Source organism: Micromonospora sp. LHW51205, assembly GCF_003315815.1.
Classification (GTDB): Bacteria; Actinomycetota; Actinomycetes; order Mycobacteriales; family Micromonosporaceae; genus Micromonospora; species Micromonospora chalcea.
Genome location: NZ_QMEZ01000012.1, coordinates 72174 through 98303, shown reverse-complemented (window position 1 = coordinate 98303; position 26130 = coordinate 72174). Strand labels below are relative to the sequence as shown.

21 protein-coding genes are annotated in these 26130 nt (G+C 73.6%); 14 read left to right on the top strand and 7 right to left on the bottom strand.

Annotated features, from left to right (window positions below):
- Window positions 1-18: 18 nt before the first annotated feature.
- Together groL and DQE82_RS29275 are read left to right on the top strand one after the other, a co-directional pair.
- Complete coding sequence (gene groL / locus DQE82_RS29280) at window positions 19-1662, top strand: chaperonin GroEL (RefSeq protein ID WP_113974765.1); 1644 nt, start codon at window positions 19-21, stop codon at window positions 1660-1662.
- A gap of 123 nt (window positions 1663-1785) precedes the next feature.
- Window positions 1786-3504 carry a molybdopterin-dependent oxidoreductase gene (locus DQE82_RS29275; RefSeq protein WP_113974764.1) on the top strand — a complete coding sequence of 573 codons (1719 nt, stop codon included), beginning with the start codon at window positions 1786-1788 and terminating at the stop codon, window positions 3502-3504.
- Between the two features lie 347 nt (window positions 3505-3851).
- Here DQE82_RS29275 and DQE82_RS29270 read toward each other — a convergent pair whose 3' ends face one another.
- Window positions 3852-4235: a WhiB family transcriptional regulator gene (locus DQE82_RS29270; protein WP_013288543.1), complete on the bottom strand. Its 384-nt coding sequence runs from the start codon at window positions 4233-4235 to the stop codon at window positions 3852-3854.
- Window positions 4236-4487: 252 nt separating this feature from the next.
- Between DQE82_RS29270 and DQE82_RS29265 the strand changes: the two genes are divergently transcribed.
- Window positions 4488-5300, top strand: a complete 813-nt coding sequence (locus DQE82_RS29265; RefSeq protein WP_113974763.1) for a response regulator transcription factor — start codon at window positions 4488-4490, stop codon at window positions 5298-5300.
- A 12-nt stretch (window positions 5301-5312) separates the two neighbouring features.
- Here DQE82_RS29265 and DQE82_RS29260 read toward each other — a convergent pair whose 3' ends face one another.
- Window positions 5313-5717 carry a DUF5319 domain-containing protein gene (locus tag DQE82_RS29260; RefSeq protein WP_043328334.1) on the bottom strand — a complete coding sequence of 135 codons (405 nt, stop codon included), beginning with the start codon at window positions 5715-5717 and terminating at the stop codon, window positions 5313-5315.
- Between the two features lie 197 nt (window positions 5718-5914).
- Between DQE82_RS29260 and guaB the strand changes: the two genes are divergently transcribed.
- From guaB to DQE82_RS29240, 4 genes are all read left to right on the top strand, one after another.
- On the top strand, window positions 5915-7477 hold the full coding sequence (gene guaB / locus DQE82_RS29255) for an IMP dehydrogenase (RefSeq protein WP_064446576.1): 1563 nt from the start codon (window positions 5915-5917) through the stop codon (window positions 7475-7477).
- Between the two features lie 30 nt (window positions 7478-7507).
- A complete protein-coding gene (locus DQE82_RS29250; RefSeq protein ID WP_043328337.1) occupies window positions 7508-8626 on the top strand; it encodes a GuaB3 family IMP dehydrogenase-related protein in 1119 nt (372 codons plus the stop codon).
- Between the two features lie 98 nt (window positions 8627-8724).
- Window positions 8725-10116, top strand: a complete 1392-nt coding sequence (locus DQE82_RS29245; RefSeq protein WP_113974762.1) for a M1 family metallopeptidase — start codon at window positions 8725-8727, stop codon at window positions 10114-10116.
- A gap of 89 nt (window positions 10117-10205) precedes the next feature.
- The gene (locus DQE82_RS29240) at window positions 10206-11663 is read left to right on the top strand and encodes a M1 family metallopeptidase (protein ID WP_113974761.1); all 1458 of its coding nucleotides are present in this window, start codon (window positions 10206-10208) and stop codon (window positions 11661-11663) included.
- A 4-nt stretch (window positions 11664-11667) separates the two neighbouring features.
- Here the strand turns inward: DQE82_RS29240 and DQE82_RS29235 are convergent, their stop codons facing one another.
- Window positions 11668-12768 (bottom strand): LCP family protein, encoded by a 1101-nt coding sequence (locus DQE82_RS29235; protein ID WP_113974760.1) that lies wholly within the window; start codon window positions 12766-12768, stop codon window positions 11668-11670.
- A gap of 140 nt (window positions 12769-12908) precedes the next feature.
- Here DQE82_RS29235 and DQE82_RS29230 point away from each other — a divergent pair, with 140 nt between their 5' ends.
- Both DQE82_RS29230 and guaA read left to right on the top strand, forming a co-directional pair.
- Window positions 12909-14591 (top strand): FAD-dependent oxidoreductase, encoded by a 1683-nt coding sequence (locus DQE82_RS29230; RefSeq protein ID WP_064446571.1) that lies wholly within the window; start codon window positions 12909-12911, stop codon window positions 14589-14591.
- 119 nt (window positions 14592-14710) lie between these two features.
- Window positions 14711-16267 (top strand): glutamine-hydrolyzing GMP synthase, encoded by a 1557-nt coding sequence (gene guaA, locus DQE82_RS29225; RefSeq protein ID WP_043328342.1) that lies wholly within the window; start codon window positions 14711-14713, stop codon window positions 16265-16267.
- Between the two features lie 6 nt (window positions 16268-16273).
- On the opposite strand, the gene DQE82_RS29220 is transcribed toward guaA, so the two are convergent.
- Window positions 16274-16585, bottom strand: a complete 312-nt coding sequence (locus tag DQE82_RS29220) for a PspC domain-containing protein (protein WP_043328343.1) — start codon at window positions 16583-16585, stop codon at window positions 16274-16276.
- Window positions 16586-16729: 144 nt separating this feature from the next.
- Here DQE82_RS29220 and DQE82_RS29215 point away from each other — a divergent pair, with 144 nt between their 5' ends.
- The 3 genes from DQE82_RS29215 to DQE82_RS29205 all read left to right on the top strand — a co-directional run bounded on the left by DQE82_RS29215 (window position 16730) and on the right by DQE82_RS29205 (window position 19981).
- Window positions 16730-17677 (top strand): NUDIX domain-containing protein, encoded by a 948-nt coding sequence (locus DQE82_RS29215; protein ID WP_043328344.1) that lies wholly within the window; start codon window positions 16730-16732, stop codon window positions 17675-17677.
- Window positions 17678-17808: 131 nt separating this feature from the next.
- Window positions 17809-18720 carry an NUDIX hydrolase gene (locus tag DQE82_RS29210; RefSeq protein ID WP_113974785.1) on the top strand — a complete coding sequence of 304 codons (912 nt, stop codon included), beginning with the start codon at window positions 17809-17811 and terminating at the stop codon, window positions 18718-18720.
- A 346-nt stretch (window positions 18721-19066) separates the two neighbouring features.
- Window positions 19067-19981 carry a phosphatidylcholine/phosphatidylserine synthase gene (locus DQE82_RS29205; RefSeq protein ID WP_113974759.1) on the top strand — a complete coding sequence of 305 codons (915 nt, stop codon included), beginning with the start codon at window positions 19067-19069 and terminating at the stop codon, window positions 19979-19981.
- Between the two features lie 58 nt (window positions 19982-20039).
- On the opposite strand, the gene DQE82_RS29200 is transcribed toward DQE82_RS29205, so the two are convergent.
- The 3 genes from DQE82_RS29200 to DQE82_RS29190 all read right to left on the bottom strand — a co-directional run bounded on the left by DQE82_RS29200 (window position 20040) and on the right by DQE82_RS29190 (window position 23686).
- Window positions 20040-21287 carry a phosphatidylserine decarboxylase gene (locus tag DQE82_RS29200; protein ID WP_043330939.1) on the bottom strand — a complete coding sequence of 416 codons (1248 nt, stop codon included), beginning with the start codon at window positions 21285-21287 and terminating at the stop codon, window positions 20040-20042.
- A 159-nt stretch (window positions 21288-21446) separates the two neighbouring features.
- Window positions 21447-21848 (bottom strand): hypothetical protein, encoded by a 402-nt coding sequence (locus DQE82_RS29195; protein WP_043328346.1) that lies wholly within the window; start codon window positions 21846-21848, stop codon window positions 21447-21449.
- Window positions 21845-23686, bottom strand: coding sequence for a PspC domain-containing protein (locus DQE82_RS29190; protein WP_113974758.1), 1842 nt, complete (start codon window positions 23684-23686; stop codon window positions 21845-21847). The genes DQE82_RS29195 and DQE82_RS29190 overlap by 4 nt, the downstream gene beginning before the upstream one ends.
- Window positions 23687-23841: 155 nt before the next feature.
- On the opposite strand from DQE82_RS29190, the gene DQE82_RS29185 reads away from it, so the two are divergent.
- On the top strand, window positions 23842-25113 hold the full coding sequence (locus DQE82_RS29185) for an ATP-binding protein (RefSeq protein ID WP_084213052.1): 1272 nt from the start codon (window positions 23842-23844) through the stop codon (window positions 25111-25113).
- Window position 25114: 1 nt separating this feature from the next.
- Window positions 25115-25792 (top strand): response regulator transcription factor, encoded by a 678-nt coding sequence (locus DQE82_RS29180; protein WP_030501521.1) that lies wholly within the window; start codon window positions 25115-25117, stop codon window positions 25790-25792.
- Window positions 25793-26130 lie beyond the last annotated feature (338 nt).

Sequence of the window (26130 nt, the reverse complement as noted above, 5' to 3'; positions counted from 1 at the left end):
CGCTTCGAAGGGATACTGATGGCGAAGATCCTCAGCTTCTCGGACGACGCCCGGCACCTGCTCGAGCACGGTGTCAACGCCCTCGCGGACGCGGTCAAGGTCACCCTCGGCCCGCGCGGGCGCAACGTCGTCCTGGACAAGAAGTTCGGTGCGCCCACGATCACCAACGACGGCGTGACCATCGCCAAGGAGATCGAGCTCACCAACCCGTACGAGAACCTCGGCGCGCAGCTGGTCAAGGAGGTGGCGACCAAGACCAACGACGTCGCCGGCGACGGGACCACCACCGCCACCGTGCTGGCCCAGGCCATGGTCCGCGAGGGCCTGCGCAACGTGGCCGCCGGCACCAACCCGACCGGCCTGAAGCGGGGCATCGACGCGGCGGCCGCCAAGGTCTCCGAGGCGCTGCTCGACAAGGCCGTCGAGGTCGCCGGCAAGGAGTCGATCGCGCACGTCGCGACCGTCTCCGCGCAGGACGCCGCGATCGGTGAGCTGATCGCCGAGGCGATGGAGAAGGTCGGCCGCGACGGCGTCATCACCGTCGAGGAGGGCTCCGCGCTCACCACCGAGCTGGAGGTGACCGAGGGTCTCCAGTTCGACAAGGGCTTCATCTCGCCGAACTTCGTCACCGACCTGGAGGCGCAGGAGGCGGTCCTGGAGGACCCGTACATCCTGATCACCACGCAGAAGATCTCGGCGATCGAGGAGCTGCTGCCGCTGCTGGAGAAGGTTCTCCAGAACAACAAGCCGCTGCTCATCGTCGCCGAGGACGTCGAGGGCCAGGCCCTGTCGACGCTCGTGGTCAACGCGCTGCGCAAGACCGTCAAGGTCTGCGCGGTCAAGGCCCCCGGCTTCGGCGACCGCCGCAAGGCGATGCTCCAGGACATGGCGATCCTGACCGGCGCCGAGCTGGTCGCCCCGGAGTTGGGCTACAAGCTCGACCAGGTCGGCCTGGAGGTGCTCGGCACCGCCCGCCGCGTCGTGGTCGACAAGGAGAACACCACTGTCGTCGACGGTGGCGGGCAGGCCTCCGAGGTCGCCGACCGGGTCGCCCAGATCCGCAAGGAGATCGAGGCCTCCGACTCGGAGTGGGACCGGGAGAAGCTGGCCGAGCGGCTGGCGAAGCTCTCCGGCGGCATCGCCGTGATCAAGGTCGGCGCGGCCACCGAGGTCGAGATGAAGGAGCGCAAGCACCGCATCGAGGACGCCATCGCCGCGACCAAGGCCGCGGTCGAGGAGGGCACGGTCCCGGGTGGCGGCGCCGCCCTGGCCCAGATCCTGCCGGCGCTCGACGACGACCTGGGCTTCACCGGTGACGAGAAGGTCGGCGTCTCGATCGTGCGCAAGTCGCTCGTCGAGCCGCTGCGCTGGATCGCCCAGAACGCCGGCCACGACGGCTACGTGGTGGTGCAGAAGGTCGTCGGCAAGGACTGGGGCCACGGCCTCGACGCCGCCACCGGCGAGTACGTCGACCTGGCCAAGTCCGGCATCATCGACCCGGTGAAGGTGACCCGCAACGCGGTCAGCAACGCCGCCTCGATCGCCGGCCTGCTGCTCACCACCGAGAGCCTCGTGGTGGAGAAGCCGGCCGAGCCGGAGCCGGCCGCCGGTGGCCACGGCCACTCGCACGGGCACGGCCACCAGCACGGCCCGGGCTTCTGACCCGAGGAGTACGCCCGACGTCAGGGCACACCGCCGACCCGGTGGTGTGCCCTGACGCATATGTCCTTACGGATCGCTGACGAGATTGGCAGCCGGGCCCGCGGGGCGACCAGACTGGAGCCCGTGAGCACCCTCTCCCCCCGCCGGGCGGCGCCGGCCGGTGTCGTCGCCGCCGTGGTGGCGCTCGGCGCCGCCGAACCCGTGGCGGTCCTGACCGGCCCCCGGTCCGCTCCACTCGTCGCCGTCGGCGGACTCGTGGTCGACCTGGTGCCCGAGCCGCTCAAGCAGTTCGCCATCGACGTCTTCGGCACGTACGACAAGATCGCGCTGCTGATGGGGACGGCGCTGCTGCTGGCCGTCTTCGGCGCGCTGCTGGGCCTGGCAGCGGCCCGGCGGCTGGTGATCGGCCTGGCCGGCATCGCCGCGTTCGCCGCGCTCGGTGTCGCCGCCGCGCTGACCCGGGCCGGCGCGGACGCCTTCGACGCGCTGCCCTCCCTGGTCGGCGGCGGACTGGGCGCGCTGACGCTGTGGGCGTTCGTGGCCGGCCCGCTGAGCGCCGACCCGGCGCATCGGAAGCGACCGGGGCGTGACCGGTCCGACGCCGTGCGACGCGACCGGGCCGGGACCGGTCCGGCGGAGCGCGACGGGGCCGCTTCGGCGGACAGCGAGCCGCCGTCCGCGTCGCCCCCGCCATCCGCCCTGCCTCCGGCGGTCGCCGCGCTGGCCCGGGAGGGGGAGACGCCGGGCGGCTGGGAGCCGGTCTGGCACGACGACGCGGAGTCGCGGCGGCGGTTCCTGCGTGGCGCCGGGCTGCTCACCGGCGCGGCGGCGGTGGCCGGGCTGGGCGGGCACTGGCTGGCCGGCCGGCGCGGCGTATCGGCGGCCCGGGACGCGGTGACGCTGCCCGCCCCGGTCGCGCCCGCCCCACCGGTGCCCGCCGGAGCGGACCTGTCGCTGTCCCGGCTCGCGCCGTACGTCACGCCGAACCGGGAGTTCTACCGGATCGACACCGCGCTGGTGGTGCCGCAGGTGGACCCGGTCACCTGGCGGCTGCGCATCCACGGGCGGGTCCGCAACCCGATCGAGCTGAGCTTCGACGACCTGCTCGCCCGCCCGCTGGTCGAGCGCTACGTGACGCTTGCCTGCGTCTCCAACGAGGTGGGCGGCGACCTGATCGGCAACGCGCGCTGGCTCGGCGTACCGATCAGGGAACTGCTGGACGAGGCGGACCCGGAGGACGGGGCGGACCAGGTCGTCGGGCGCGCCGTCGACGGCTGGACCTGCGGCACGCCCACCTCGGTGCTGCGCGACGGGCGGGACGCGCTGCTCGCGGTCGGCATGAACGGCGAGCCGCTGCCGATCCAGCACGGCTTCCCGGTGCGGATGGTGGTGCCAGGCCTCTACGGGTACGTCTCCGCGTGCAAGTGGATCACCGAGCTGGAGCTGACCAGCTTCGCCGACTTCGACGCGTACTGGGTGCCGCGCGGCTGGTCAGCGCAGGGTCCGGTCAAGACGCAGTCGCGGATCGACACGCCCCGGCCCCGCAGCCGTCCCGCCGCCGGTGCGGTGACCGTCGCCGGTGTGGCGTGGGCGCAGCACAGGGGCGTGCGGCGCGTCGAGGTGCGCGTCGACGGCGGCCCCTGGCAGGAGGCGACGCTCGCCCCGGCGGTGTCGGCGGACACCTGGGTTCAGTGGTCCTGGCGGTGGGACGCCACACCGGGCGAGCACACGCTCCAGGTCCGGGCGACCGACAGCACCGGCGAGACCCAGACGGAACAGCGCGCCCCGGTCGCCCCGGACGGCGCGACGGGATGGCACACGGTAAGGGTCACAGTCACCTGACCCGCACCGTCGCGAGGACCGCTCTCGGTGGGGAGATGGCCTGCCCGTGCCACTGGCGGGTGCCTGCCGATCGGGTGCGCGCCGCTTGGCTCCGGCCTGAGTCCAGACTTCCGAGCGCTCACGAAAGAGATCTTGGTATGAAACGGCCCCTATAAGGGCCGTTTCATACCAAGATCTATGTGGTGTCCTAGCCTCTGGAACGCCGATCCTGGTATTCGAAACGGTAGGCGAGTCGCCCAGCGGCGGCCTTCACCGCGCCGGGGTGCGGGGGCCAGCGGATGCCCCGGGCCACGACACGACGCCGCGCCCCGGGATCCGGGGCGCGGTGTCGGGGGTCGTGAAGCCGGTCAGGCGACCTTGCGCTGGTCCGGCACGGCGGTGTTGTGCGGGCGGCCGAGGCGCGCCTCCAGCCGGGCGATGTCCACCTTGGTCTGGCGGCGGTCGGCCAGGTCCTCCCAGCCGAGCGCGAGCAGACGCAGCCGCTCGGACTCGCTGAACCCGCCCCAGACGCCGTACGGCTCGCGTACGGAGAGCGCGTGGGCGGCGCACTCGGCGCGTACCGGGCAGGCGCGGCAGACGGACTTGGCGCCCATCTCGCGGCGCAGCCGGGAGGAGCCGCGCTCGCCGTCCGGGTGGAAGAACTGCGCGCTGTCGCGGCCACGGCAGGCCCCGAGCCGCTGCCAGTCCCAGAGCTCGTCGATCGGTCCAGGCAGCCTACGTACGTTCGACATCAGCACCCCTCCTCCCGCGCGGCACCGCGGAGAATGTTCGTGGCCAGCTACCGGGCGGCGGTCCGCGCGGGATGCCGGTTCCGGATGAACCCCTCGGTACCCGAGCGGTCCGCGCCTCACACATCTGTGATCGAAAACCTCGGACAATCGGTGGCATATGCCCCATCTGTCGGAAAAGTTCGGATGATTGCCCGGAACCCCCTCCCGAGCCCACCTCCGCATGGTCTGCTCTGAGTCGGAGAGGAGACCACTGTGCGTAGTGTTCTTGTGTGCGTTCGGACACCATTGGCGGCCCAGCATCTGACCTCCGCGGCGGCGCGGCTCGGGCTGTCCGGCGTCGTCCGGACGGCCGTCTCCGATCCGGAGGTGATGTTGCGGCTCGCCGAGCGCCCGGTGGACGTGGTGCTCGCCGACACCGCGCTGACCCGGCCGGACAGCGCCGGTTTCGTGCGCCGGGTGCTGGCCCGCGCGCCGCAGGCGGCGGTGCTGCTGCTCGGGGCCGAGGAGTCGGAGTCGGCGGCGGCCACCATCAGCGCCGGAGCGCGCGGCCTGATCCAGAACGCGGACCACGATCTGACCAGCGCGGTCGCCAAGGCGCTGCTGCTGCTCTCCGCTCCCGGCCGGAGCAACAGGCACCGGGTGGCGGACACCGCCCGGGACGCGGCAGCGGTCGGCGGTCCGACCCGGTCGGCGGGGCGTACCCCGGGTGGGCCCGGCTGGCCGGCGGCGGCGCCGGTGGACGCGGCCGGCCTGCCCACGGTGGTGCCGGTGCAGCGGGGTGAGGACGCGGAGGATCCGGCGGCGGCCGACGCGGCGGAGGCGGCCCGCCCGGGCACCGGTCAGCGGCCGGCCCGGACGCCGCGCGGCGCCATCGGGCTGACCGAGCGGGAGCTTCAGGTGCTGCTCGGCATGGCCGAGGGCAAGAGCAACGCGGAGATCGGGCGGGAGTTGTTCGTCTCCGAGGACACGGTCAAGACGCACGCCCGACGGTTGTTCCGCAAGCTCGGGGCGCGGGACCGGGCACACGCCGTGGCGGCCGGATTCCGGGCCGGCCTGGTCGCCTGACCCGGGCCGGAGTCACTCCGACGCGGAGTCGTCGGTGCCCTCGGTGAGCGTGTCGTGCACGCCGTCGGCGTAGCCACGGGCGTAGTCCCAGCTCACGTAATGGTCCGGGTCCGGGTCGTAGGCCGGTTCGTGCACCCGGGGGCGCCCCGAGTTGAGCAGGTGGCGCAGGTTTCCGCGCAGCAGGTCCCAGTCGAAGTAGTGCGGCTCGCGGCAGTCCTCGCACTCGATCACCAGGCCGCGCACCCCGATCGGCTGGAGCAGCGCCTGGTAGATCTCCAGATCGGCGAGGTCCTCCAGCACGTCCTGGCGTTCGACGTCGGTCAGCGGGTCGAGCGCGTCGTCGTCGCCGGGATCGTGCAGACCGGCAGCCGGATCGGCGGGGTCGCCGTTGAACGGGTCGATGGGCTCGTCGTGCACCCCCTCACCGTAGTCCCCGGGCCGCCGGAAAGCCCGCCCCAGGCCGCGCTGTGGCCCGGCCTACCCCCGGGCCCGCCGCTGCCCGGACGGGAACGGGCCAGTGGGTACCATGAGGCGACGCGCCGTCACCAGGCGCCTGCCGGTGCCCCCGCGCGCCGCCTCGCTGCAGCCCGATCGACCAGCTCAGGGGAGCAATCGTGGAGAATTCGCCCAGCACCGAGATCCCGGCCGGCACCGACGGCGGGGAGCTGGGTGGCCATCTGCCCGAGCTGCCGGCCGGTTCGGCCCGGGTGGTACCGCTCGGGTTGACCTTCGACGACGTGCTCCTGCAGCCGGGCGAGTCGGACGTCGTACCCAGCCGGGTGAACACCCGTACCCGCCTGACCCGCAACATCGAGCTGACCGTGCCGCTGCTGTCCAGCGCGATGGACACGGTCACCGAGGGGCGGATGGCGATCGCCATGGCCCGCCAGGGCGGCATCGGCGTGCTGCACCGCAACCTGTCGGTGGAGGACCAGGCGCTCCAGGTCGACCTGGTGAAGCGCTCCGAGTCCGGCATGATCACCAACCCGGTGACCGCCAGCCCGGACGACACGCTGCGCGAGGTCGACGCGCTCTGCGGTCGCTACCGCATCTCCGGCGTGCCGGTGATCGACGGGCAGGGCCAGCTGGTCGGCATCGTCACCAACCGCGACATGCGCTTCGTCTCCGACCCGGCCACGCCGGTCCGCGAGATCATGACGCGCACCCCGCTGATCACCGCCCCGGTCGGCGTGAGCAAGGACGACGCGCTCGGCCTGCTGCGCCAGCACAAGATCGAGAAGCTGCCGATCGTGGACGCGGGCGGCAAGCTGCGCGGCCTGATCACGGTGAAGGACTTCACCAAGAGCGAGCAGTACCCGAACGCGACCAAGGACGACGCGGGCCGGCTCCGGGTCGCCGCCGCGGTGGGCGTGGGCGAGGACGGCTACAAGCGGGCCCGTGCCCTGGTCGACGCCGGCGTGGACGTGGTCATCGTGGACACCGCGCACGGCCACCAGCGGGCCGTGCTGGAGATGGTGGCCCGGCTCAAGCGGGACGTCAGCATCGACATCGTGGGCGGCAACATCGCCACGTACGCGGGCGCGAAGGCGCTCGTCGAGGCCGGCGCGGACGGCGTGAAGGTGGGCGTCGGCCCGGGCGCCATCTGCACCACCCGGATCGTGGCCGGGGTCGGCGTACCGCAGATCACCGCGATCATGGAGGCGGCCCGTGCCGCCCGCCCGGCCGGCGTGCCGGTGATCGGTGACGGCGGCATCCAGTACTCCGGCGACATCGCCAAGGCGCTCGTCGCCGGCGCCGACACGGTGATGCTCGGCAGCCTGCTGGCCGGCTGCGAGGAGAGCCCCGGCGAGCTGATCTTCATCAACGGCAAGCAGTACAAGGCGTACCGGGGGATGGGCTCGCTCGGCGCGATGCAGTCGCGTGGCCAGGGCAAGTCCTACTCCAAGGACCGTTACTTCCAGCAGGACGTGCTCGCCGAGGACAAGCTGGTCCCGGAGGGCGTCGAGGGCCAGGTGCCCTACCGGGGTCCGCTGTCCGCCGTCGCCCACCAGCTCATCGGCGGCCTCCGCGCCGCCATGGGGTACGTGGGCGCGGAGAGCATCCCGGAGCTGCACCGGCGTGGCCAGCTCATCCGGATCACCGCGGCCGGGCTCAAGGAGAGCCACCCGCACGACATCCAGATGACGGTCGAGGCGCCCAACTACCACTCCCGCTGACCCACCACCCCCAACCACCTGGAGTCCCTCATGCGTGACGTGGTCGAGATCGGGCTGGGCAAGACCGCGCAGCGCGGCTACCACCTGGACGACATCGCCATCGTGCCGAGTCGCCGCACCCGGGACGTCGACGACGTCTCCACGGCGTGGCAGCTCGACGCGTACCAGTTCGGCATCCCCTGCGTCGGCCACCCCTCGGACGCGACCATGAGCCCCGCCTCGGCGGTCCGGCTGGGCCAGCTCGGCGGCCTCGGCGTGCTCAACGTCGAGGGCCTCTGGACCCGGTACGAGAACCCGGCCAAGGTGCTGGAGGAGCTGGCCGGTCTCGGCGAGGACGCGCGGGCGACCAAGCGCCTCCAGGAGGTCTACGCCGAGCCGATCCGGCCCGACCTGATCGCCGAGCGGGTACGCGAGCTGCGCGAGGGCGGCGGCACGGTGGCGGTGCGGGTATCGCCGCAGCACACCCTCGCGCTGGCCCCGGTGATCCTCGACGCCGGCGTGGACATCCTGGTCATCCAGGGCACGCTCGTCTCGGCCGAGCACGTCTCCACCACCGACGAGCCGCTGAACCTCAAGGAGTTCATCGCCGACCTCGACCTGCCGGTCATCGTCGGCGGCTGCACCGACTACAAGACCGCGCTGCACCTGATGCGTACCGGCGCGGCCGGTGTGATCGTGGGCATCGGCGGCGACGACTGGTCGACCACCGAGTCGGTGCTCGGCATCCGGGTGCCGATGGCCACCGCGATCGCCGACGCCGCCGCTGCCCGCCGCGACTACCTGGACGAGACCGGCGGCCGGTACGTGCACCTGATCGCCGACGGCGACATGCAGACCTCCGGCGACATCGCCAAGGCACTCGGCTGCGGCGCGGACGCGGTGATGCTCGGCGAGCCGCTGTCGCTCTGCGAGGAGGCGCCGGCCGGTGGCGCCTGGTGGCACTCCGCGGCCAGCCACCCGTCGCTGCCCCGGGGCGCGTTCGAGGTGGCCGGCGAGCCGCTCGGCTCGATGGAGAAGCTGCTGTTCGGCCCGGCCGACGAGCCGGACGGCCAGCTCAACCTCTTCGGCGGCCTGCGCCGCGCGATGGCCAAGTGCGGCTACCGCGACCTGAAGGAGTTCCAGAAGGTCGGGCTGGTCCTCGACCGCTGAGCACCGCTGAGCACCGGCTGAGCACCGCATGACGGCGCGGGCGGCGGCCCGGACGTGTTCCGGCCCCGCCCGCGCCGTCGCGCGTCTAGGCTCGCCGGGTGAGACGGGGGCGGATCTGGGCGGCAGGGCTGGTGGCGGCGCTGGCGGTGAGCGGATGCACGGGCGGCGACGACAACGGGTTCCGGCCGGGCGCGGCGGACGCCGGTGACCCGTACGTGCCGGGGGCCGGCAACGGCGGCTACGACGTGGGCCACTACGCGCTGGACGTGCGCTACGACCCGGCCGGCGACAGGCTCACCGGCACGGCCACGCTGACCGTCACCACCACCCGTGCGCTGTCCCGGTTCCAGCTCGACCTGGCCGGGCTGGACGTCGAGCGGGTCCGGGTGGACGGGGAGGCGGCCGAGCACCGCCACGACGGCGCCGAGCTGATCGTCACCCCGCCGCGCGGGCTGCCGCCGGGGAAGCGGCTCACCGTCGAGGTGACGTACGGCGGGGTGCCGCAACCGCTGCCGAACGCCGAACTCGGCGACGGCGGCTTCCACGCCACACCGGACGGCGCGATCGCGCTCGGCCAGCCGGAGTCGGCGAGCACCTGGTACCCGGTGAACGACCACCCGTCGGACAAGGCGACCTACGACTTCACGGTCACCGTGCCGGACGGGCTCGCCGCGCTCGCGAACGGCGTGCCGCAGGGCAAGACGTCAAGCGGCGGCTGGACCACCTGGCGCTGGTCGGAGCGCGCGCCGATGGCCAGCTACCTGAGCACGCTGGTGATCGGCGACTACCGGGTCAGCACCGGCACGCACGCGGGCAAGCCGCTGGTCACCGCCGTCGCCGAGGCGCTGCCCGAGGACGGGCCGGCCGCCGCGTCGGTGGCCCGCACCGGTGAGATCGCCGACTTCCTGGCCGAGCGGTTCGGTCCGTACCCGTTCGAGGCGTACGGCGGGATCGTGGTGGCCGACGAGCGCATCCGGTACGCGCTGGAGACGCAGAGCCGGCCGGTCTACGGGCCGGGCTTCTTCCGGGGCGACCGCCCGAACACCGAAGTGGTCGCGCACGAGCTGGCCCACCAGTGGTTCGGCGACAGCGTATCGGTGGCCCGGTGGAGCGACATCTGGCTCAACGAGGGCTTCGCCACGTACGCCGAATGGCTCTGGGCCGAGCACGACGGCGGCCGGACGGTGGCGCAGACGGTCGCCGAGCGGTACGCGGACACCGACTGGTCGAAGCCCACTGTCGACCCGGGCCGGTCCGGGATGTTCGGCGACGCGGTCTACCAGCGGGGCGCGCTCGCGGTGCACGCGCTGCGCCGCGCGGTCGGCGACGAGACGTTCTACCGGGTGCTGCGCGGCTGGCTGGCGCAGCACCGCAACGGCAACGTCACCACCGCCGACTTCGTCGGGTACGCCGAACGCACGTCGGGGCGTCCGTTGCGGACGCTGCTGGACGCCTGGCTGGTCGGCGCGACGCCACCGGGACTGCCGTGACGTGGGCGTGACCGCCGCTGGGTAGGCTGCCGCGGGCGGAGCGGCCCGTGGGCGGGGCCGCTGTTCGGGACCCCGGAGGGATCGAGGCGATGACGCGGCGCGGCGGACGACGACGGCTCGGGCTGCTGGCCTGCACGACGCTGCTGGTGGCCGGCTGCGGCTCGGCCGAGCCGGACCCGGGACCGGCGGCTTCCACCACTGCCGCCCCGGCGGCCACGCGCAGCTTCGCGGCGGGCGCGCCCGGCGCCGGGGACCCCTACTTCCCGAGCTACGGCAACGGCGGCTACGACGTCGCGCACTACACGGTGAAGGTGCGCTACGACCCGGAGACGGACAAGCTCAACGGCACCACCACGCTGCGGGCCACCGCGACCGCCGACCTGTCCGCGTTCAACCTGGACCTGGCCGGGCTGACCGTCCGCTCGGTGACTGTGGACGGCGCCGCCGCCCGGCACAGCCGTACCGGCAACGAACTGGTGGTCACCCCGGCCACCGGGCTGACCTCCGGCAACGGGTTCACCGCCGAGATCCGGTACGACGGGCGGCCGGAGCCGCTGCGTACCGAGTCGCTGGGCGAGGGCGGCTGGCTGCACACCTCGGACGGGGCGATCGCGCTCGGTCAGCCGGAGTCGGCGAGCACCTGGTTCCCGGTGAACGACCACCCGTCGGACAAGGCGACCTACGACTTCGAGATCACCGTCCCGAAGGGACTGACGGCGGTCTCCAACGGCGTGCCGAAGGGGAAGTCGACAAGCGGCGACTGGACCACCTGGAAATGGTCGGAGGGCGCGCCGGCGGCCAGCTACCTGACCACCGTGGCGATCGGGAAGTTCCGGGTCACCACCGGCGAGCACAAGGGGCGGCCGGTGTACAGCGCGGTCACCACGCAGCTGCCCCAGGGCGCCCCGGACCGGTCGATCGCGCGTACCGTCGAGGTCGCCGACTACCTGGAGAGCGTCTTCGGGCCGTACCCGTTCGACTCGTACGGCGGCGTGGTGATCGACGACGACCGGATCCGGTACGCGCTGGAGACGCAGAGCCGTCCGGTCTACTCGGCCAGCTTCTTCCGGCAGGGCGACAACACCGGCGTGGTCGCGCACGAGCTGGCCCACCAGTGGTACGGCAACAGCGTGTCGATCCAGCGCTGGCAGGACATCTGGCTCAACGAAGGGCTGGCCACGTACGCCGAGTGGCTGTGGGCCGAGCACAGCGGCTCGACCACAGTGCAGCGCACGTTCGAGCAGAAGTACGCGAACGCCGGCTCGCAGGTGTGGCGGACGCCGCCGGGCAAGCCGGGGGTGGAGAACCTGTTCAGCCGCTCGGTCTACGACCGGGGCGGGATGACTGTGCACGCGCTGCGGGTGGCGGTGGGCGACACCGCGTTCTTCACCGTCCTGCGTACCTGGGCGGCGGAGCGGAAGAACGGCAACGCCACCACAGCCGACTTCGTCGCGCTGGCCGAGCGGGTCTCGGGCAAGAAGCTGGCGAAGGTCTTCGACCCGTGGCTGTACGGCACCGAGCGCCCGCCCGCCCCGAAACCGCTGTAGGTCCTCAGTTCTTGACGCGCAGCGACGGGTGGGCGGTCAGGAAGGCGTCGGCCCGCCCGTCGCGCAGCGCGGTGAGGAAGTCGCGGCCCAGCGGTTTGAGCTGCTCGCCCCGGTACGCGCCGCCGCTGCTCACCCCGGCGCCGGGCAGCACGACGAGCGTGAGCCGGTCGGCGGGCAGGCCACCGAGGGCGTATGCGAAGTCGACCAGGTCGCGGCCGCCTCCGGCGTACACCAGGGTCTTGCCGAGCGCGGCGACCACCTGCTCGACCCGCTGCGGGTCGCGCGCGGTGCCCTGGTCGACGATCTTGCGGGCCAGCGCCCGGAGCAGTTGCTGCTGGTGCCGCTGCCGGGTGTAGTCGCCGCCCGCGGTGTAGCGCTGCCGCGCGTAGTCCAGCGCCTGCCAGCCGGTCAGGTGGCGGGTGCCCTTCTCGTAGACCATCTGCGGCCCGGTGTAGCCGCCGCCGGTCAGCGTCCGCATGGTGCCGTCCGGGCGGCGGTGCCGGGACTCGACCCGCTGGTCGACGTAGAGGTCCACCCCGCCGAGCGTGTCCACCAGCTTGTCGAAGCCGCCGAACGTGATCACCGCGCCGGCGTCGATGCGCAGCCCGGTGTAGCGGGTGACGGTGGTGCGCAGCAGCTCGTACCCCTGGGCGGTGCTGGGGTTGGCCTTGTCGCCCGGCACCCGGCTGCCGTAGCTCATCGCGTGGGTGAGCTTGGTCCGGCCGCCCGGGTAGCGCGCCTTCGGGTAGGCGGGGATGTCCACCACCAGGTCGCGGGGGAGCGAGAACAGGTACGCCCGGTCCAGCCCGGCGGGTACGTGCAGCAGCAGCACCGCGTCGGCGTGCGGCTCCCAGCCGGGGATGCTGACCCGGGTGTCGACGCCGACGAGCAGCAGGTTGAGCGGGCCTTTCAGGTCGGCGCCGGGCGGCGGCGTCGGGCTGGCGGTGGTCGGGGCGGGCGTCGGCGAGGCCGGTGGCGTGGTGCTCGGGCCGGCGGCCGGGGCGGCCGGACGGTTCGCCACCAGCCGGGTGGTCACCACCGCTCCGGTGGCGACCAGCAGCGCGGCCACCAGCGCGGCCAGGCCCAGCAGGCGTCGTCTCGTCACGTTCGTGCCTCCCCGTGTGATTCGACGCGCCAGGAGGGCCCAGAGGTTGCAGTGGTGGGAATCCCGGCGATCGAGCGCTCTGCATGATGTGCGAAAAGGTCTCGTTGGCGCTATAGCTACTCGTCGGTAATGATGCGTCCATGCGCTACGACGTGGTCGTCATCGGGTCCGGGTTCGGCGGCAGCGTCACCGCGCTGCGGCTGGCCGAGAAGGGTTACTCGGTCGGCGTCCTGGAGGCCGGGCGGCGCTTCGCCGACGACGAGTTCCCGCGTACGTCCTGGCGGGCGCGACGGTTCCTCTGGGCGCCCCGGCTCGGCTGCTTCGGGCTCCAGCGGATCACGCTGCTGCGCTCGGCCGACCGCAAGGCCGGCGGCGGCGTGCTCGTGCTCTCCGGCGCCGGGGTGGGCGGCGGCTCGCTCGTCTACGCGAACACGCTCTACGAGCCGCTCGACGCGTTCTACGCCGACCCGCAGTGGCGCGACATCACCGACTGGCGCGACGAACTGGCCCGCCACTACGACCAGGCGAAGCGGATGCTCGGCGTCACCACGTACCCGATCGACACCCGCGCGGACCGGGCCGTCCGCGCGGTGGCCGAGCGGATGGGGGTGGCGCACACCTACCACCCGACGCCGGTCGGCGTGCACATCGGGCGGCCGGGCGAGCGGGTGGCCGACCCGTACTTCGGCGGGGCCGGCCCGGACCGCACCGGGTGCAGCCACTGCGGTTCGTGCATGACCGGCTGCCGGCACGGCGCCAAGAACACGCTCGTGAAGAACTACCTCTGGCTGGCCGAGCGGCTCGGCGTGCAGGTGCACCCGCTGACCACCGTGACCGCCGTCCGCCCCGACCCGGCCGGCGGCTACGCGGTGCACACCGAACGCACCGGCGCCTGGCTGCGCAAGCGGCGCGAGGTGATCCACGCCGACCAGGTCGTCTTCGCGGCCGGCGCGCTCGGCACCCAGCGGCTGCTGCACGAGATGAAGGCGACCGGCGCGCTGCCGGCGCTCTCGCCCCGCCTCGGCGAGCTGACCCGCACCAACTCCGAGGCCATCCTCGGCGCCTCGGTGGCGCCCGGCGCGGCCCGGAAGCGCGGCCTCGACTTCACCGAGGGGGTGGCGATCACCAGCTCGTTCCACCCCGACCCGCAGACCCACATCGAGCCGGTCCGGTACGGCAAGGGCTCCAACGCGATGGGCCTGCTCCAGTCGCTGCTCGTCGACGGCGGTCCCCGCCGCGCCCGGCGCTGGCTGGGCAGCATCGTCCGGCAGCCCCTGCTGGCGGCGCGGATGCTGTCCGTACGCCGCTGGTCCGAGCGCACCGTGATCGCGCTCGTCATGCAGTCGGTCGACAACTCGCTGACCACCCGCTACCGCCGGGGCCGGCTGGTCTCCGGCCCCGGCCACGGCGCGCCCAACCCGACCTGGATCCCGGCCGGCAACACGGCGGCCCGGCTGCTCGCCGAGGAGATCGGCGGCACCCCGGGCGGGGCGGTCACCGAGCCGTTCAACATCCCGGTCACCGCGCACATCCTCGGCGGCGCGGTCATCGGCGCCTCCCCGGACGAGGGCGTCATCGACCCCTGGCACCGGGTGTACGGCCACCCGGGGCTGCACGTGGTGGACGGCGCGGCGGTCTCGGCGAACCTGGGCGTCAACCCGTCGCTGACGATCACCGCGCAGGCCGAGCGGGCCATGTCGTACTGGCCGAACAAGGACGAGGCGGACCCGCGTCCGGCGCTCGGCTCGCCGTACACCCGGGTCGCGCCGGTCCCGCCGCGGCGGCCGGCCGTCCCCGCGCACGCCCCCGCCGCCCTGCGGTGAAAGGAAGGGCCCCTTCTTAACGCCTCCGGTAGAGGAAGGGGCCCCTGTTAACACATTCACCCCGCCACACCGCCGGGGCGCGTCCGCGCGCCCGGTGACTGTCGGTAGGCTTTGCGCACATGAGCACGCCTCGCCCCGTCCTCGTGGTGGACTTCGGAGCCCAGTACGCCCAGCTCATCGCGCGCCGTGTCCGCGAGGCGAAGGTCTACTCGGAGATCGTCCCGCACTCCATGCCGGTGTCCGAGATGCTGGCGAAGAACCCCGCCGCGATCATCCTGTCCGGCGGTCCGGCCAGCGTGTACGCGCCGGACGCGCCCCAGATCGACGCCGGCGTGTTCACCGCCGACGTGCCGGTCTTCGGCATCTGTTACGGCTTCCAGGCCATGGCCCAGGCGCTCGGTGGCACCGTCGCGCGCACCGGCAACCGCGAGTACGGCGGCACCCCGCTGCGCCCGCGCCTGACCGAGCCCGGTGTGCTGCTGCGCGACCTCCCGGCCGACCTGCCGGTCTGGATGAGCCACGGCGACTGCGTCACCGAGGCGCCGGAGGGCTTCACCGTCACCGCCGAGTCGGCGGGCGCCCCGGTCGCCGCGTTCGAGGACCTGGCCGGCCGCCGCGCCGGCGTGCAGTTCCACCCGGAGGTCGGGCACACCGCGCACGGTCAGGAGATGCTCACCCGCTTCCTGTACGACATCGCCGGCATCGAACCGACGTGGACGCCGTCGAACATCATCGACGAGCAGGTCGCCCGGATCCGCGAGCAGATCGGCGACAAGGAGGTCATCTGCGGTCTCTCCGGCGGCGTCGACTCGGCGGTCGCCGCGGCGCTCGTGCACCGCGCCGTGGGCGACCAGCTCACCTGCGTGTTCGTGGACCACGGCCTGCTGCGGGCCGGTGAGGCCGAGCAGGTCGAGAAGGACTACGTCGCCGCCACCGGCATCAAGCTGAAGGTGGTCGACGCGCGGGAGCGGTTCCTCGGCGCGCTGGCCGGGGTGACCGACCCGGAGCAGAAGCGCAAGATCATCGGCCGGGAGTTCATCCGGGTCTTCGAGGCCGCCGCCCGGGAGATCGCGGCGCACGGCGACGTGGAATACCTCGTGCAGGGCACGCTCTACCCGGACGTGGTGGAGTCCGGCGGCGGCACCGGCACCGCCAACATCAAGAGCCACCACAACGTCGGCGGCCTCCCGGAGGACCTGAAGTTCTCACTGGTCGAGCCGCTGCGCACGCTGTTCAAGGACGAGGTTCGCACGATCGGCCTGGAGCTGGGCCTGCCCGAGGCGATGATCTGGCGGCACCCGTTCCCCGGCCCGGGCCTGGCCATCCGGATCATCGGCGCGGTCGACGAGGAGCGTCTCGCCGTGCTCCGCAAGGCCGACCTGATCGCCCGGCAGGAGCTGACCACTGCCGGCCTGGACCGGGGCGTCTGGCAGTTCCCGGTGGTGCTGCTGGCCGACGTCCGCAGCGTCGGGGTGCAGGGTGACGGGCGCACCTACGGTCACCCGGTGGTGCTGCGCCCGGTCTCCAGCGAGGACGCGATGACCGCCGACTGGTCCCGGCTGCCCTACGACGTGGTGGCCCGGATCTCCACCCGGATCACGAACGAGGTCGCCGAGGTCAACCGCGTGGTCCTGGACGTGACGAGCAAGCCGCCGGGCACCATCGAGTGGGAGTGACGCCGCTCAGGCCGCGGGCGGCGGTCCGGCGTCCGGCCCGGTCGGCGGGACCGGCGGCCACCCGGGCGCGGTGCCCGGCGGGTGCGGCCAGGCGGGCGCGCCGGCCGGCTCCTCGGGCATCAGGAACCACATGATCGGGTACGCGAGCGCGGCGAGCCCGCCGGTGAGCACCGTGGCGGTCGCGAAGATCACCCGGATCAGTGTGGGGTCGGCGGCGAAGTAGCGGCCGAGGCCGCTCGCCACGCCGGCGATCATGCGGTCGCTGACCGGGCGGCGGAGCTGCTTGTACGGGGCGTGGGAGGGATTCGGAGAGGTCATGTCTCCACGGTCCCGCGCGCCGCGGCGGGCGACCTCGGTGACCGCCCGGAGCCCTACCCTGATGCGTCCCTGAGACGCCAGCGAAGAGTCAGGAATCTGACTCTTTTCGATCCCGGTAACCCGCTCCGGGGAGAATTTGATCCCGTGACCACCTCGCTGGAGCCGCTCCGCAGGATCGCGGCATACGCAGTTTGTGCTGATTCAAACGGCCGAGTGTTGCTGGTCCGCGCATCGGAGCGCTCCGGCACCCCCGGCACCTGGTCGCTCCCCGGAGGAGCGGTCGACCACGGTGAGGACCCCAAGCACACAGTCGTCCGGGAGACCGCGGCCGAGACCGGGCTCTCGGTCGCCGTCGCCGGCCTCCAGGACGTGCTCGCCGACATGCGGGCCCTGCCCGAGCGGCGCATCACGATCCACACCGACCGCCTCCTCTACACCGTCTCGGTACGCGGCGGGACGCTCACCGAGCGGATCGACCGCCCGACCGACCTGGCCCGCTGGTTCACCCTCGACGAGGCCCGGGAGCTGCCGCTGCGGTCGTTCACCGCGCGTGCGCTGGGCCTGCCCACCTCCACCGACGACATCGTGCCGGAGGAGGTGCCCGAGTTCCCCTCGTTCTACGCCGTGCCCGGCCCGGACGGGCTGCACCGGGCGCAGCGCTTCGCCGCGTACGCGGTGGTGACCGACCCGGAGGAGCGCGTGCTGCTGACCCGGGTGTCCGACGGCTACCCGGGCGCCGGTTGCTGGCACCTGCCCGGTGGCGGCACCGACTACGGCGAGCAGCCGGGCGCGGCGCTGATCCGGGAGCTGGTCGAGGAGACCGGGCAGACCGGCCGCCTGGTCGAGCTGCTCGGCGTGGCCAGCCACCGGGACGCCGCCTCGCTCGGCCCGGAGGGCTACCCGATCGACTGGCACGGCGTACGCGCCTTCTACCGGGTTGTGGTCGACCAGCCGGCGCCGCCCACGGTGGCCGACGTCGGCGGCTCCACCTGCGAAGCCCGCTGGTTCCGGCGCGAGGAACTCGGCGCCCTGCCCACCGACCGCCTCACCGAGGTGACCGCCGAGGCGGTCCAGGCCGCCCATCTCCTCTAGACCCACCCGACCCGCTCACACCCGCGCCCCACTCCGGCGATCATGAAGTTGACGGCGGGAAATGTCCGCCCCGGTACCGCTAACCTCATGATCGACGGAGTGGGGCGCTCGGGTGCGGGGGAGTGGTGCGGGTGGAGCAGCAGCGGCGGGTCGGGGCGTACGGGATGCTGCGGGACTCCGAGGGGCGGGTGCTGCTGGCGCGTGGCTCGGCGAAGTGCCCGTACCCGGGGGTGTGGCAGCTGCCCGGCGGCGGCGTCGAGCACGCGGAACACCCGGCCGACGCGGTGGTCCGCGAGTTCGCCGAGGAGACCGGGCTGACCGTCGCGCCCGGCGCGATCCGGGCCGCCGTCGCCGACGTGACCGCGTTCCGCGCCGAGAACGTCGCGATGCACACCGACCGGTTGATCTTCGACGTCGAGGCGCGCGGCGGGCGGCTGCGACCCGAGCCCGCCGGCGGCACCGACGAGGTGGGCTGGTTCACCCCGGAGGAGGCGGCGAGCCTCCCGCTGATGGTGTTCACCGCCGAGCTGCTCGGCCTGCCGGTGACTCCGCTGCCGGCCGACATGCCCCGCGGGCTGCCCGTCGACCCGGCCGGGCCGGCCGTCGACCGACGGCAGCGCTTCGCCGCGTACGGGCTGGTCACCGATCCGGCCGACCGGGTGCTGCTCACCATGATCGCCGACGGCTACCCGGGCGCGGGCCGCTGGCACCTGCCCGGCGGCGGCACCGACCACGGCGAGCAGCCGGCCACCGGGCTGCTGCGTGAGCTGGTCGAGGAGGCCGGACAGCTGGGCCGGGTGGTCGACCTGATGGCGGTGGACAACCTGCACAACCCGGCCGCGCTCGGCCCGGAGGGCCGGCCGCTGGACTGGCACGGCATCCGGGTGATCTACCGGGTACGCGTGGACGCGCCGACCGAGGCGGTGGTGACCGAGCTGGCCGGTGGCTCCACCGCCCGGGCGGCCTGGTTCGCGCCGGAGCAGGTCGGCGGCCTGTCGATGACCGATGTGGCGGCCCGCGCCACCGGGCAGCGGGTGAGGTGAATCGCTCGCCGAGCCGCCCTGGGTGACCTCCGGTACAGTCGGAAGGAAGGGTTGGCCGACAAAAACGGACGTTGAAGCCCGAGATGGGAATGATTGAGCGGTTCGTGCGGTTAAGGGAGATATAAGTACCGCCGGCAGCTATCGCCAAGCCCCTGTTCCCTGTGCAATGGTGTACTCCGCAAAAGGGCTGCCGGACCCGAAAGGTCCGGCACGAGACAGCCGGACACCCGCCCCGTCGAGGGCGGCCAGCCGATCCGGTGATGGAGGAAACGTGCCGAGAGCCCCATGGCGCCGGCGTCGTACGACTGACAGTCCGCGCCCCGCAGGGCGTCGCTGGGCGGGCCGGTTGCGCCGCAGCAGCACGTTCGCCCGCCAGGTGCTGCTGGTCCGGGTGGGCCGCCGGGACGGCGCGGCCGTTCCGGGGACCGACCTGGTCACCCCCGACCACCGTTACGCAGACCGCCAGCGTCTCCGCTACGGCCGGCTCGACACCGACATCGAGGTGGTACGCCCGGTCAGCCCGGCGCTCGCCCCGGTCGCCCCGGTCGACGACGAGTCATCGGCGATGTCGATCCCGCTCCTGCCGGGTGAGCGCACCGCCGCCCGCCGGGTCAAGTTCGCGCTCGTCAACGCGTGCACGCTGAGCAGCCTCATGCTCGGCATGCTGGCCATCTTCCTGGCCATGCGCGGTGACGTGCAGATCGCCGCGATCTGCCTGATCGCGTGCGTCGCGTTCGACGGCCTCGACGGCGCGCTGGCCCGCAAGCTCGGCGTGGCCAGCCCGTTCGGCGCGCAGATGGACTCGCTCGCCGACATGTGCTCCTTCGGCCTCGCCGCGCCGGTGGTGGTCTACGCCTCGCTGGCCGGTTCGGTGCCCCCGGCGGCCGCCGCGGTCTCCTGCGCGCTCGTCGCCGCCTGCGCGGCGATCCGGCTCGCCCGGTTCAACGTCTCGCCGAAGGACGGCCGCTTCTTCTGCGGCGTGCCGACCACCATGGCGGCGGCAGTGCTGGCCCTGACCGTGGCCATTGGCGTGCCGGTCCCCGGCCTGGTGATGGTGGCCGGCGTGGCGCTGCTCGCCTTCGCCATGGTGTCGAGCTTCCCGTACGCCAAGCTCGCCCGGCTGCTGAAGCTGCCGCCGTGGCTCTGGCTGGCCCCGGTGATCGGCGCGCTCGTCGACATCCGGCTCACGTTCGCCCTCGTGGTGGTGGGCTACCTGGTCAGCGGGCCGCTGCTCTGGCTGCACCAGCGCCGTACCGCCTGATCCGAGAACGACAGAAGGGGCGCCGCCGCAGCGGCGCCCCTTCTGTCGTGTCCGGCGTTCAGCGCCAGCGGGCGATCACCGTCGCGCCGCCGACCACCTTGTCGCCCGGACCGACCAGCGGGTCCGCCGCGTCGGCCGGCAGGTAGACGTCGGTACGCGAGCCGAACCGGATCAGGCCGAAGCGCTCACCCCGGGCCAGCAGCGAACCGACCGGCGCCCGCTGCACGATCCGGCGGGCGATCAGCCCGGTGCGCTGCGCCACGACCACGGTGCCGTGGTCGGTGTCCAGCACCGTGTACGCCGCCACGTTGTGCTCGGCATCAGGCTTCATGGCGTTGACGAACCCGCCGTCGGCGACGAAGTAGTCGACCACCTTGCCGGCCACCGGGGCGCGGTTGACGTGCACGTCCAGCACGGACAGGAACACCGCGATCCGCAGCCACTCACCGTCGCCGAAGCGCTCGTCCTGCAGGCGCTGCACGGAGAGCACCTGGCCGTCCGCCGAGGCGACCACTGCCGACGGGTCCTCCGGCACGTCCCGCTCCGGGTCCCGGAAGAACGCGGCCACCGGCGCGGCGGCCAGCGCCGGAAGCAGCCAGAGCTTCGACTTAGGGCGGGCGGCCCGGGCCAGGGCGGCCAGGCCGAGCGTGATGCCGGCGGCGGCCACCCCGTTCGAGTCGATGTGCATGCCCCGGGTCAGCGGCACGCTCGACGGCCGGTACGCCGGGGACAGCGAGGCCGCGAGCGCGACCGGCGCCGGGGTGAACCGCAGGTGGTGCACGCGTACCGGCGGGGTGTTGCGCAGCACCAGGTCGGTGCGTACGCCGTGCAGCACGCCCTGCCGGTCCAGTTCGCCGTCCGCGCCCTCGGTGCGGAACAGCGGCGCGGCGACGCTCAGCACCGCGCCGTCGGCCAGGTATTTCGTCAGCCCGTCCACAGCGGCACGCGCCTGCTCGGCGGTGCCGGTGAACGGCTCGGCGACGACCACCACGGCGGCGGCGTCCGCCTCGGCGAGGGTGTCGACCACCCGTACCCGGTCGGCGACCCAACGGCCCTGCGCGGTGACGTGCTCCCGCAGCGCGGCCGCCGCGGCGCCCTCCGCCGGCACCACTGTGAGCCGGTCGCCGGGTAGCAGCGCCTCGATCGCCGCGGCCAGCACCGCGGACTCCGGAGTCGCGCCGACCAGCAGGCCGGCCTTCGGGTCGTTACGCCGGGCGAACTCGCTGACGAGCGTGCGGGCGGCGCGCTCGCCGATGCGGACCGCACCGGAGGGACCGGTGACGCGCACGGCGGGGGACTGGGTCATGTCGGGCGGGCTCCTGACGAGGTAGCGGACGGACGGGCGGCGGCTCTCCGGCGACCCGACCGGCGGCTCCGGCGTGGTCGGGTGCGCGGGCCGGCCGGCGGAGGCGAGATCTCCGCCGACCAGCATAGGCCGCGTTCCGAGGGCCCCGCAGTGGCGCGGTCAGGCCGGGTCGCCCGGCGTACGCCGTTCCTCGCGTGTCTCGTCCGCCGGCGGGTCCACCGCCGGCATCTCGCGGGTGGCGGGCCCCGCGTCGTCGGTCGTCGCTTCGGTGGCCCACTCGTCGGCCACGTCGGACGTCGTCTCGCCGTCGCCGGCCGGGCTGTCGTCCCGGTACGGCGCGGAGACCGTCGCTTCCGGCGGCGCGGGCTGCTCCGCGGCCCGCCCCGAGCGCAGCGCGCCGATCAGCCCGAGCAACCCGATCAGGACCAGGCCGCCGGCCAGGAACCAGCCGACCGGAGGTACGGACAGCCCGAGGATGCGGGCCAGCAGCCACCAGACGGACAGGCCGAGGAAGACGAGTCCGAAAGCGAACGACACGATGTCGGTGCGGTGCGCCTTCATCGGGTCACCTCCAGCTTGCCGGCGTTCACGTGGATGTAGAGGCGCAGCTTGCCCCCGCCGGGGCCGTCGGCGCCGGTGTCGGTGCTCTCCCACTGGCGGTTGCCGAGCCCGCCGCTGCGCTTGCCGAAGACCGAGGCGTCACCGGCGTTCACCTCGGCGACGGTTGTCACGTCCACGTCCGGCGGTACGACCACTGTGGCGTTGCCGAGGTTCACGTCGAGGGTCACCTGCACGTCCTGCTTGTCGAAGTTGATCCCACGCAGGTCGAGCACAGCGTCACCGAGGTTGTTCTCGTACCGGTCGGCCAGGTCGCGCAGGTCGGTCGGCGCCCAGGTGACGTTGCCGTCGATGCCGCGCACCCGGTCGTAGGACTCGGCGACGGTGGCGATGCCGAGCGCCGCCGCGGTCACCAGGCCGAGGGCGATGAGCCAGCGGGCCCGGCCGAACCAGGTGCCCACGAGCAGGCCGAGGCCGATGGTGGCGAGCACCGCGGCGAAGTAGCCGGCGGCGCCGACCGGGAAGACGTCGAGCAGGTCGAGCATGGCCACCACGCCCAGCGCCAGGAAGATCAGCGAGAACGTGATCGCGCCGAGCGGGGACCGCTCCTTGGGCCGCTTCGGCGGTCGTGGCGGCCGGCCCGGCGGTGGCGAGGGCGGCGACCCGGCGTACGGGCCGTGCGGGGCGAACGGCGGGCGGTATCCGCCGGGCGGCAGCGGCGAGCCCACCGGCGCGGGGGGCGGCACGGCGGCCGGCTCACCCAGCGGGGCACCGGTGCCCGGCGCACCCGGCCAGGAGGGCGCCGCGCCGTAGGCCGGCCAGGTGGCGGTGTCCGCGACCGGACCGCTCACCGGGGGCATCGCGGCGGTCGTCGGCTCGGACCAGCCCGGCCGGGTGCCGGCCGCGGCGGGCCAGCCCGGCGCCGGGAGCGTCGGGTAGCTCGTCCCGGCCTCCGGGAGGCCCGGCTCGCGTCCCGGCGTCGCCGGGTGGCCCGGGCCGGACGGGGACGCCGGTTGGTAGCCGGGCTCGGAGGCGGGCGCCGGGGGATAGCCCGGCTCGGTGCGGCCGGCCGGCGGGTAGCCGGGCTCGGCGTGGGCGGCGTACGACGCTGCTTCGGGGCGTACCGGTGGCGTGGTACCGACCGGCGGCGCGGCGGTCCACGGCGGCCCGGCGGCCCCCGCGGTCCACGTGCCGGGGGCCGGCGGCGCGGGCCAGGCCACCGGCGGCACCGGACCCGGCACCGGGCCGGGCGGCGGTGCCGGCTGAGCCGGCCGCTGCCCCGGGCCGCGCTGCTCGCGGTTGAGCAGCAGCGCGCCGCCGATCAGGATCACCGCGCCCAGCAGGATGGCCCGGAACCCGTCGGTGACGACGTAGGCGAAGCCGAGCGCCACCACGATGCCGAGCACGATCACGGTGATCGGGGACATGCTGGACCGGCCGCGGCCGAGCATGGCCTCCACCGGGGAGGCGGTGTCGCCCTCGCCGGGGATGATCAGCCAGCCGGCGACGTACACGATGATGCCGATGCCACCGAAGAAGCCGAGCACGGCCAGCAGCACGCGCCACAGCACCGGGTCGGTGTTCGTGGCCCGGCCGATGGCGGCGCACACCCCGGCCAGGTAGCGGCCCTCGCGAGGGCGCACCAGCCCGTACCGGGTGGTGAAGCCGGCGGCGCCGGGCGGCGGGGCGTACCCCCCGGGTGGCGGGCCGGTGAACGGCGCGCCGCCGCCGGGCGGCGTGGTCGCGTGGTCGGTGGGGGGCGCCGACCCCGGTGGGGGCGGCGGCGGGGCGTCCTGTGCTGCCGCCCAGGGGCGGGGCGGACGGGCAGCGTCCTCGGTCATGCCTCCGATACTGCTTGCCCGGCCGCCCGGACTGCCTCAGGACCCGACCCTGACCCCACCCTGAGATCCGCCGGTGGCGAAAGTCCGGGGCGTCCCCGTGGTCCGGGACGTCGCCGCCGTGTGACGATCTGAGCGTCGGCGCCGCCGCCCTCTCCATCTCGACCTGGGAGTTTCCGATCAGCAGCACCCCTGCCCCGCACGCCCCGCGCCTCTACCGGGCCACCGAGCACCGGCTGGCCGCCGGGGTGGCCGCGGGCATCGCCGAGCACCTGGGCATCCCGGTGCTGCGGGTGCGGATGGCGTTCATGGTCCTGCTCGGGCTCAGCGGCCTCGGGCTGCTGCTGTACGCCGCCTTCTGGGCGGTGGTGCCACCCCGCCCCGGCGACACCGCCGTCCCGCCGCGCCGTGACCTGGCCCAGCTGCTGCCGTTCGTGGCGATCGGGCTGGGCGTACTGCTGTTGCAGGTCTTCGCCTTCAACTCGGTGGGCGCGGCCGGGACCGCCGGCTGGCTGGTGGCGATCATCGCGGTCGGCGCGGGCGTCATCTGGCACCAGTCCGGGCCGGAGCGGCGCCGGCAGTGGGGCGACGCGGCGGTGCCCTGGCTGGGCGCGGTGGTGGAAGAGACCGACCGGCGCGCGTTCGTGCTGCGCTTCATCGGCGGCGGCGTGCTCGTCGCGGTCGGCATCATCGGCGTGGCGGCCGTCTACTCGCCGGCGCAGAACTTCGACGCGGTGCTCAACGGCGTGATCTTCGCGCTGGTCGGGCTGGCCGGCGTCGGCGTGGTGACCGGACCGGTGCTCTGGCGGACCTGGAACCAGCTCCGCTCGGAGCGGGAGGGACGCATCCGCGAGCAGGAGCGGGCCGAGCTGGCCGCCATGGTCCACGACCAGGTGCTGCACACGCTGGCCCTGATCCAGCGCAACGCCAGCGACGTCAAGACGGTGCAGCGGCTGGCCCGTGGCCAGGAGCGCTCGCTGCGCAACTGGCTCTACAAGCCGACCGCCTCGCCGACCGAGCGGTTCGCGGCCGCGCTGGAGCAGGCCGCCGCCGAGGTGGAGGACACGTTCGCCATCACTGTCGAGGCGGTGGTCGTCGGCGACCGGGAGACCGACGAGCGGGTCGGCGCGCTCGTGGCCGCCGCCCGGGAGGCCCTGGTCAACGCGGCCCGGCACGCCGGTGTGCAGACCGTGTCGCTCTACGCCGAGGTGGAGCCGGAGCAGGTGAGCGTCTTCGTCCGGGACCGGGGCAAGGGCTTCGACCCGGATACGGTGGAGAATCACCGGCACGGCGTCCGAGGATCGATCATCGGGCGGATGAAGCGGCACGGCGGCCGGGCGGAGATCCGGTCCGAGCCGGGAGAAGGGACCGAGGTCCGGCTGATCCTGCCGATCAGCGGCTCCGGCTCCACGGCGGAAAGGGACAGGTGACATGTCCGAGCAGGAACCGGTCGAGGGCACGGCGCCGCGCGGGCCGCTGCGGGTCTTCCTCGTCGACGACCACGCGATGTTCCGGGCCGGCGTGCGCGCCGAGCTGGGCGCGCGGGTCGAGGTGGTCGGCGAGGCCAGCTCGGTGGCCGAGGCGGTGACCCGGATCGCGGCCACCGCGCCGGACGTGGTGCTGCTCGACGTGCACATGCCCGACGGCGGCGGCCGCGCGGTGCTGGAGGCGATGCGGCGTACCCACCCGCAGGTGCGGTTCCTCGCGCTGAGCGTGTCCGACGCCGCCGAGGACGTGATCGGGCTGATCCGGGCCGGCGCGCGGGGCTACGTCACCAAGACGATCTCCCCGGAGGAGCTGACCGACGCGATCCGCCGGGTGGCCGACGGCGACGCCGTGTTCAGCCCCCGGCTGGCCGGGTTCGTGCTTGACGCGTTCGCGTCCCGGCCGGACGCGCCGGTGGCCGACCCCGAGCTGGACCAGCTCACCAACCGGGAGCGCGAGGTGCTCCGGCTGCTCGCCCGCGGGTACGCCTACAAGGAAATCGCCAAGGAGCTGTACATCTCGATCAAGACGGTCGAGACGCACGTCTCCAACGTCCTGCGCAAGCTCCAGATGTCGAACCGGTACGAGCTGTCCCGCTGGGCTGCCGACCGCCGCCTGGTCTGAGCCCACGTCGCTCGGCGACCCCTGGGAGGCATCGTCCCCCCGGGGGGGTCGTTCTTGTCCGCACAGTCGACGTCGGTATCCTCCGGACGGACAAAAAAGCCGCAGCCGTGCGCCCGTTGACGGGCCGGGAGCGGGCGCGGTCCACGTCACAGCGCTTGCGGGCGGCAGGGATGCCCGTCAACCTCCATGTGCCCGTCTTGCCTGTTCAGGGCCCTATCGTCCGTACGCTTTGTGATCTTTTCTCAAGTATCGGCAACGTGGCGGGCAACTAACGTCTTGATAACGGCACCTTCACGGAAAGGGCCGGTGGGTGTCACAGTGGCAGCACCTCACCCCCC

What these genes read in the sequence shown, in the direction of transcription:
- DQE82_RS29230 (WP_064446571.1), top strand. Translation starts at nt 12,909, where the DNA reads ATGCGCTACGACGTGGTCGTCATCGGGTCCGGGTTCGGCGGCAGCGTC.
- DQE82_RS29180 (WP_030501521.1), top strand. Translation starts at nt 25,115, where the DNA reads ATGTCCGAGCAGGAACCGGTCGAGGGCACGGCGCCGCGCGGGCCGCTG.
- DQE82_RS29220 (WP_043328343.1), bottom strand. Translation starts at nt 16,585, where the DNA reads ATGACCTCTCCGAATCCCTCCCACGCCCCGTACAAGCAGCTCCGCCGC.
- DQE82_RS29195 (WP_043328346.1), bottom strand. Translation starts at nt 21,848, where the DNA reads ATGAAGGCGCACCGCACCGACATCGTGTCGTTCGCTTTCGGACTCGTC.
- groL (WP_113974765.1), top strand. Translation starts at nt 19, where the DNA reads ATGGCGAAGATCCTCAGCTTCTCGGACGACGCCCGGCACCTGCTCGAG.
- DQE82_RS29200 (WP_043330939.1), bottom strand. Translation starts at nt 21,287, where the DNA reads ATGACCCAGTCCCCCGCCGTGCGCGTCACCGGTCCCTCCGGTGCGGTC.
- DQE82_RS29250 (WP_043328337.1), top strand. Translation starts at nt 7,508, where the DNA reads ATGCGTGACGTGGTCGAGATCGGGCTGGGCAAGACCGCGCAGCGCGGC.
- DQE82_RS29270 (WP_013288543.1), bottom strand. Translation starts at nt 4,235, where the DNA reads ATGTCGAACGTACGTAGGCTGCCTGGACCGATCGACGAGCTCTGGGAC.
- guaA (WP_043328342.1), top strand. Translation starts at nt 14,711, where the DNA reads ATGAGCACGCCTCGCCCCGTCCTCGTGGTGGACTTCGGAGCCCAGTAC.
- DQE82_RS29190 (WP_113974758.1), bottom strand. Translation starts at nt 23,686, where the DNA reads ATGACCGAGGACGCTGCCCGTCCGCCCCGCCCCTGGGCGGCAGCACAG.
- DQE82_RS29240 (WP_113974761.1), top strand. Translation starts at nt 10,206, where the DNA reads ATGACGCGGCGCGGCGGACGACGACGGCTCGGGCTGCTGGCCTGCACG.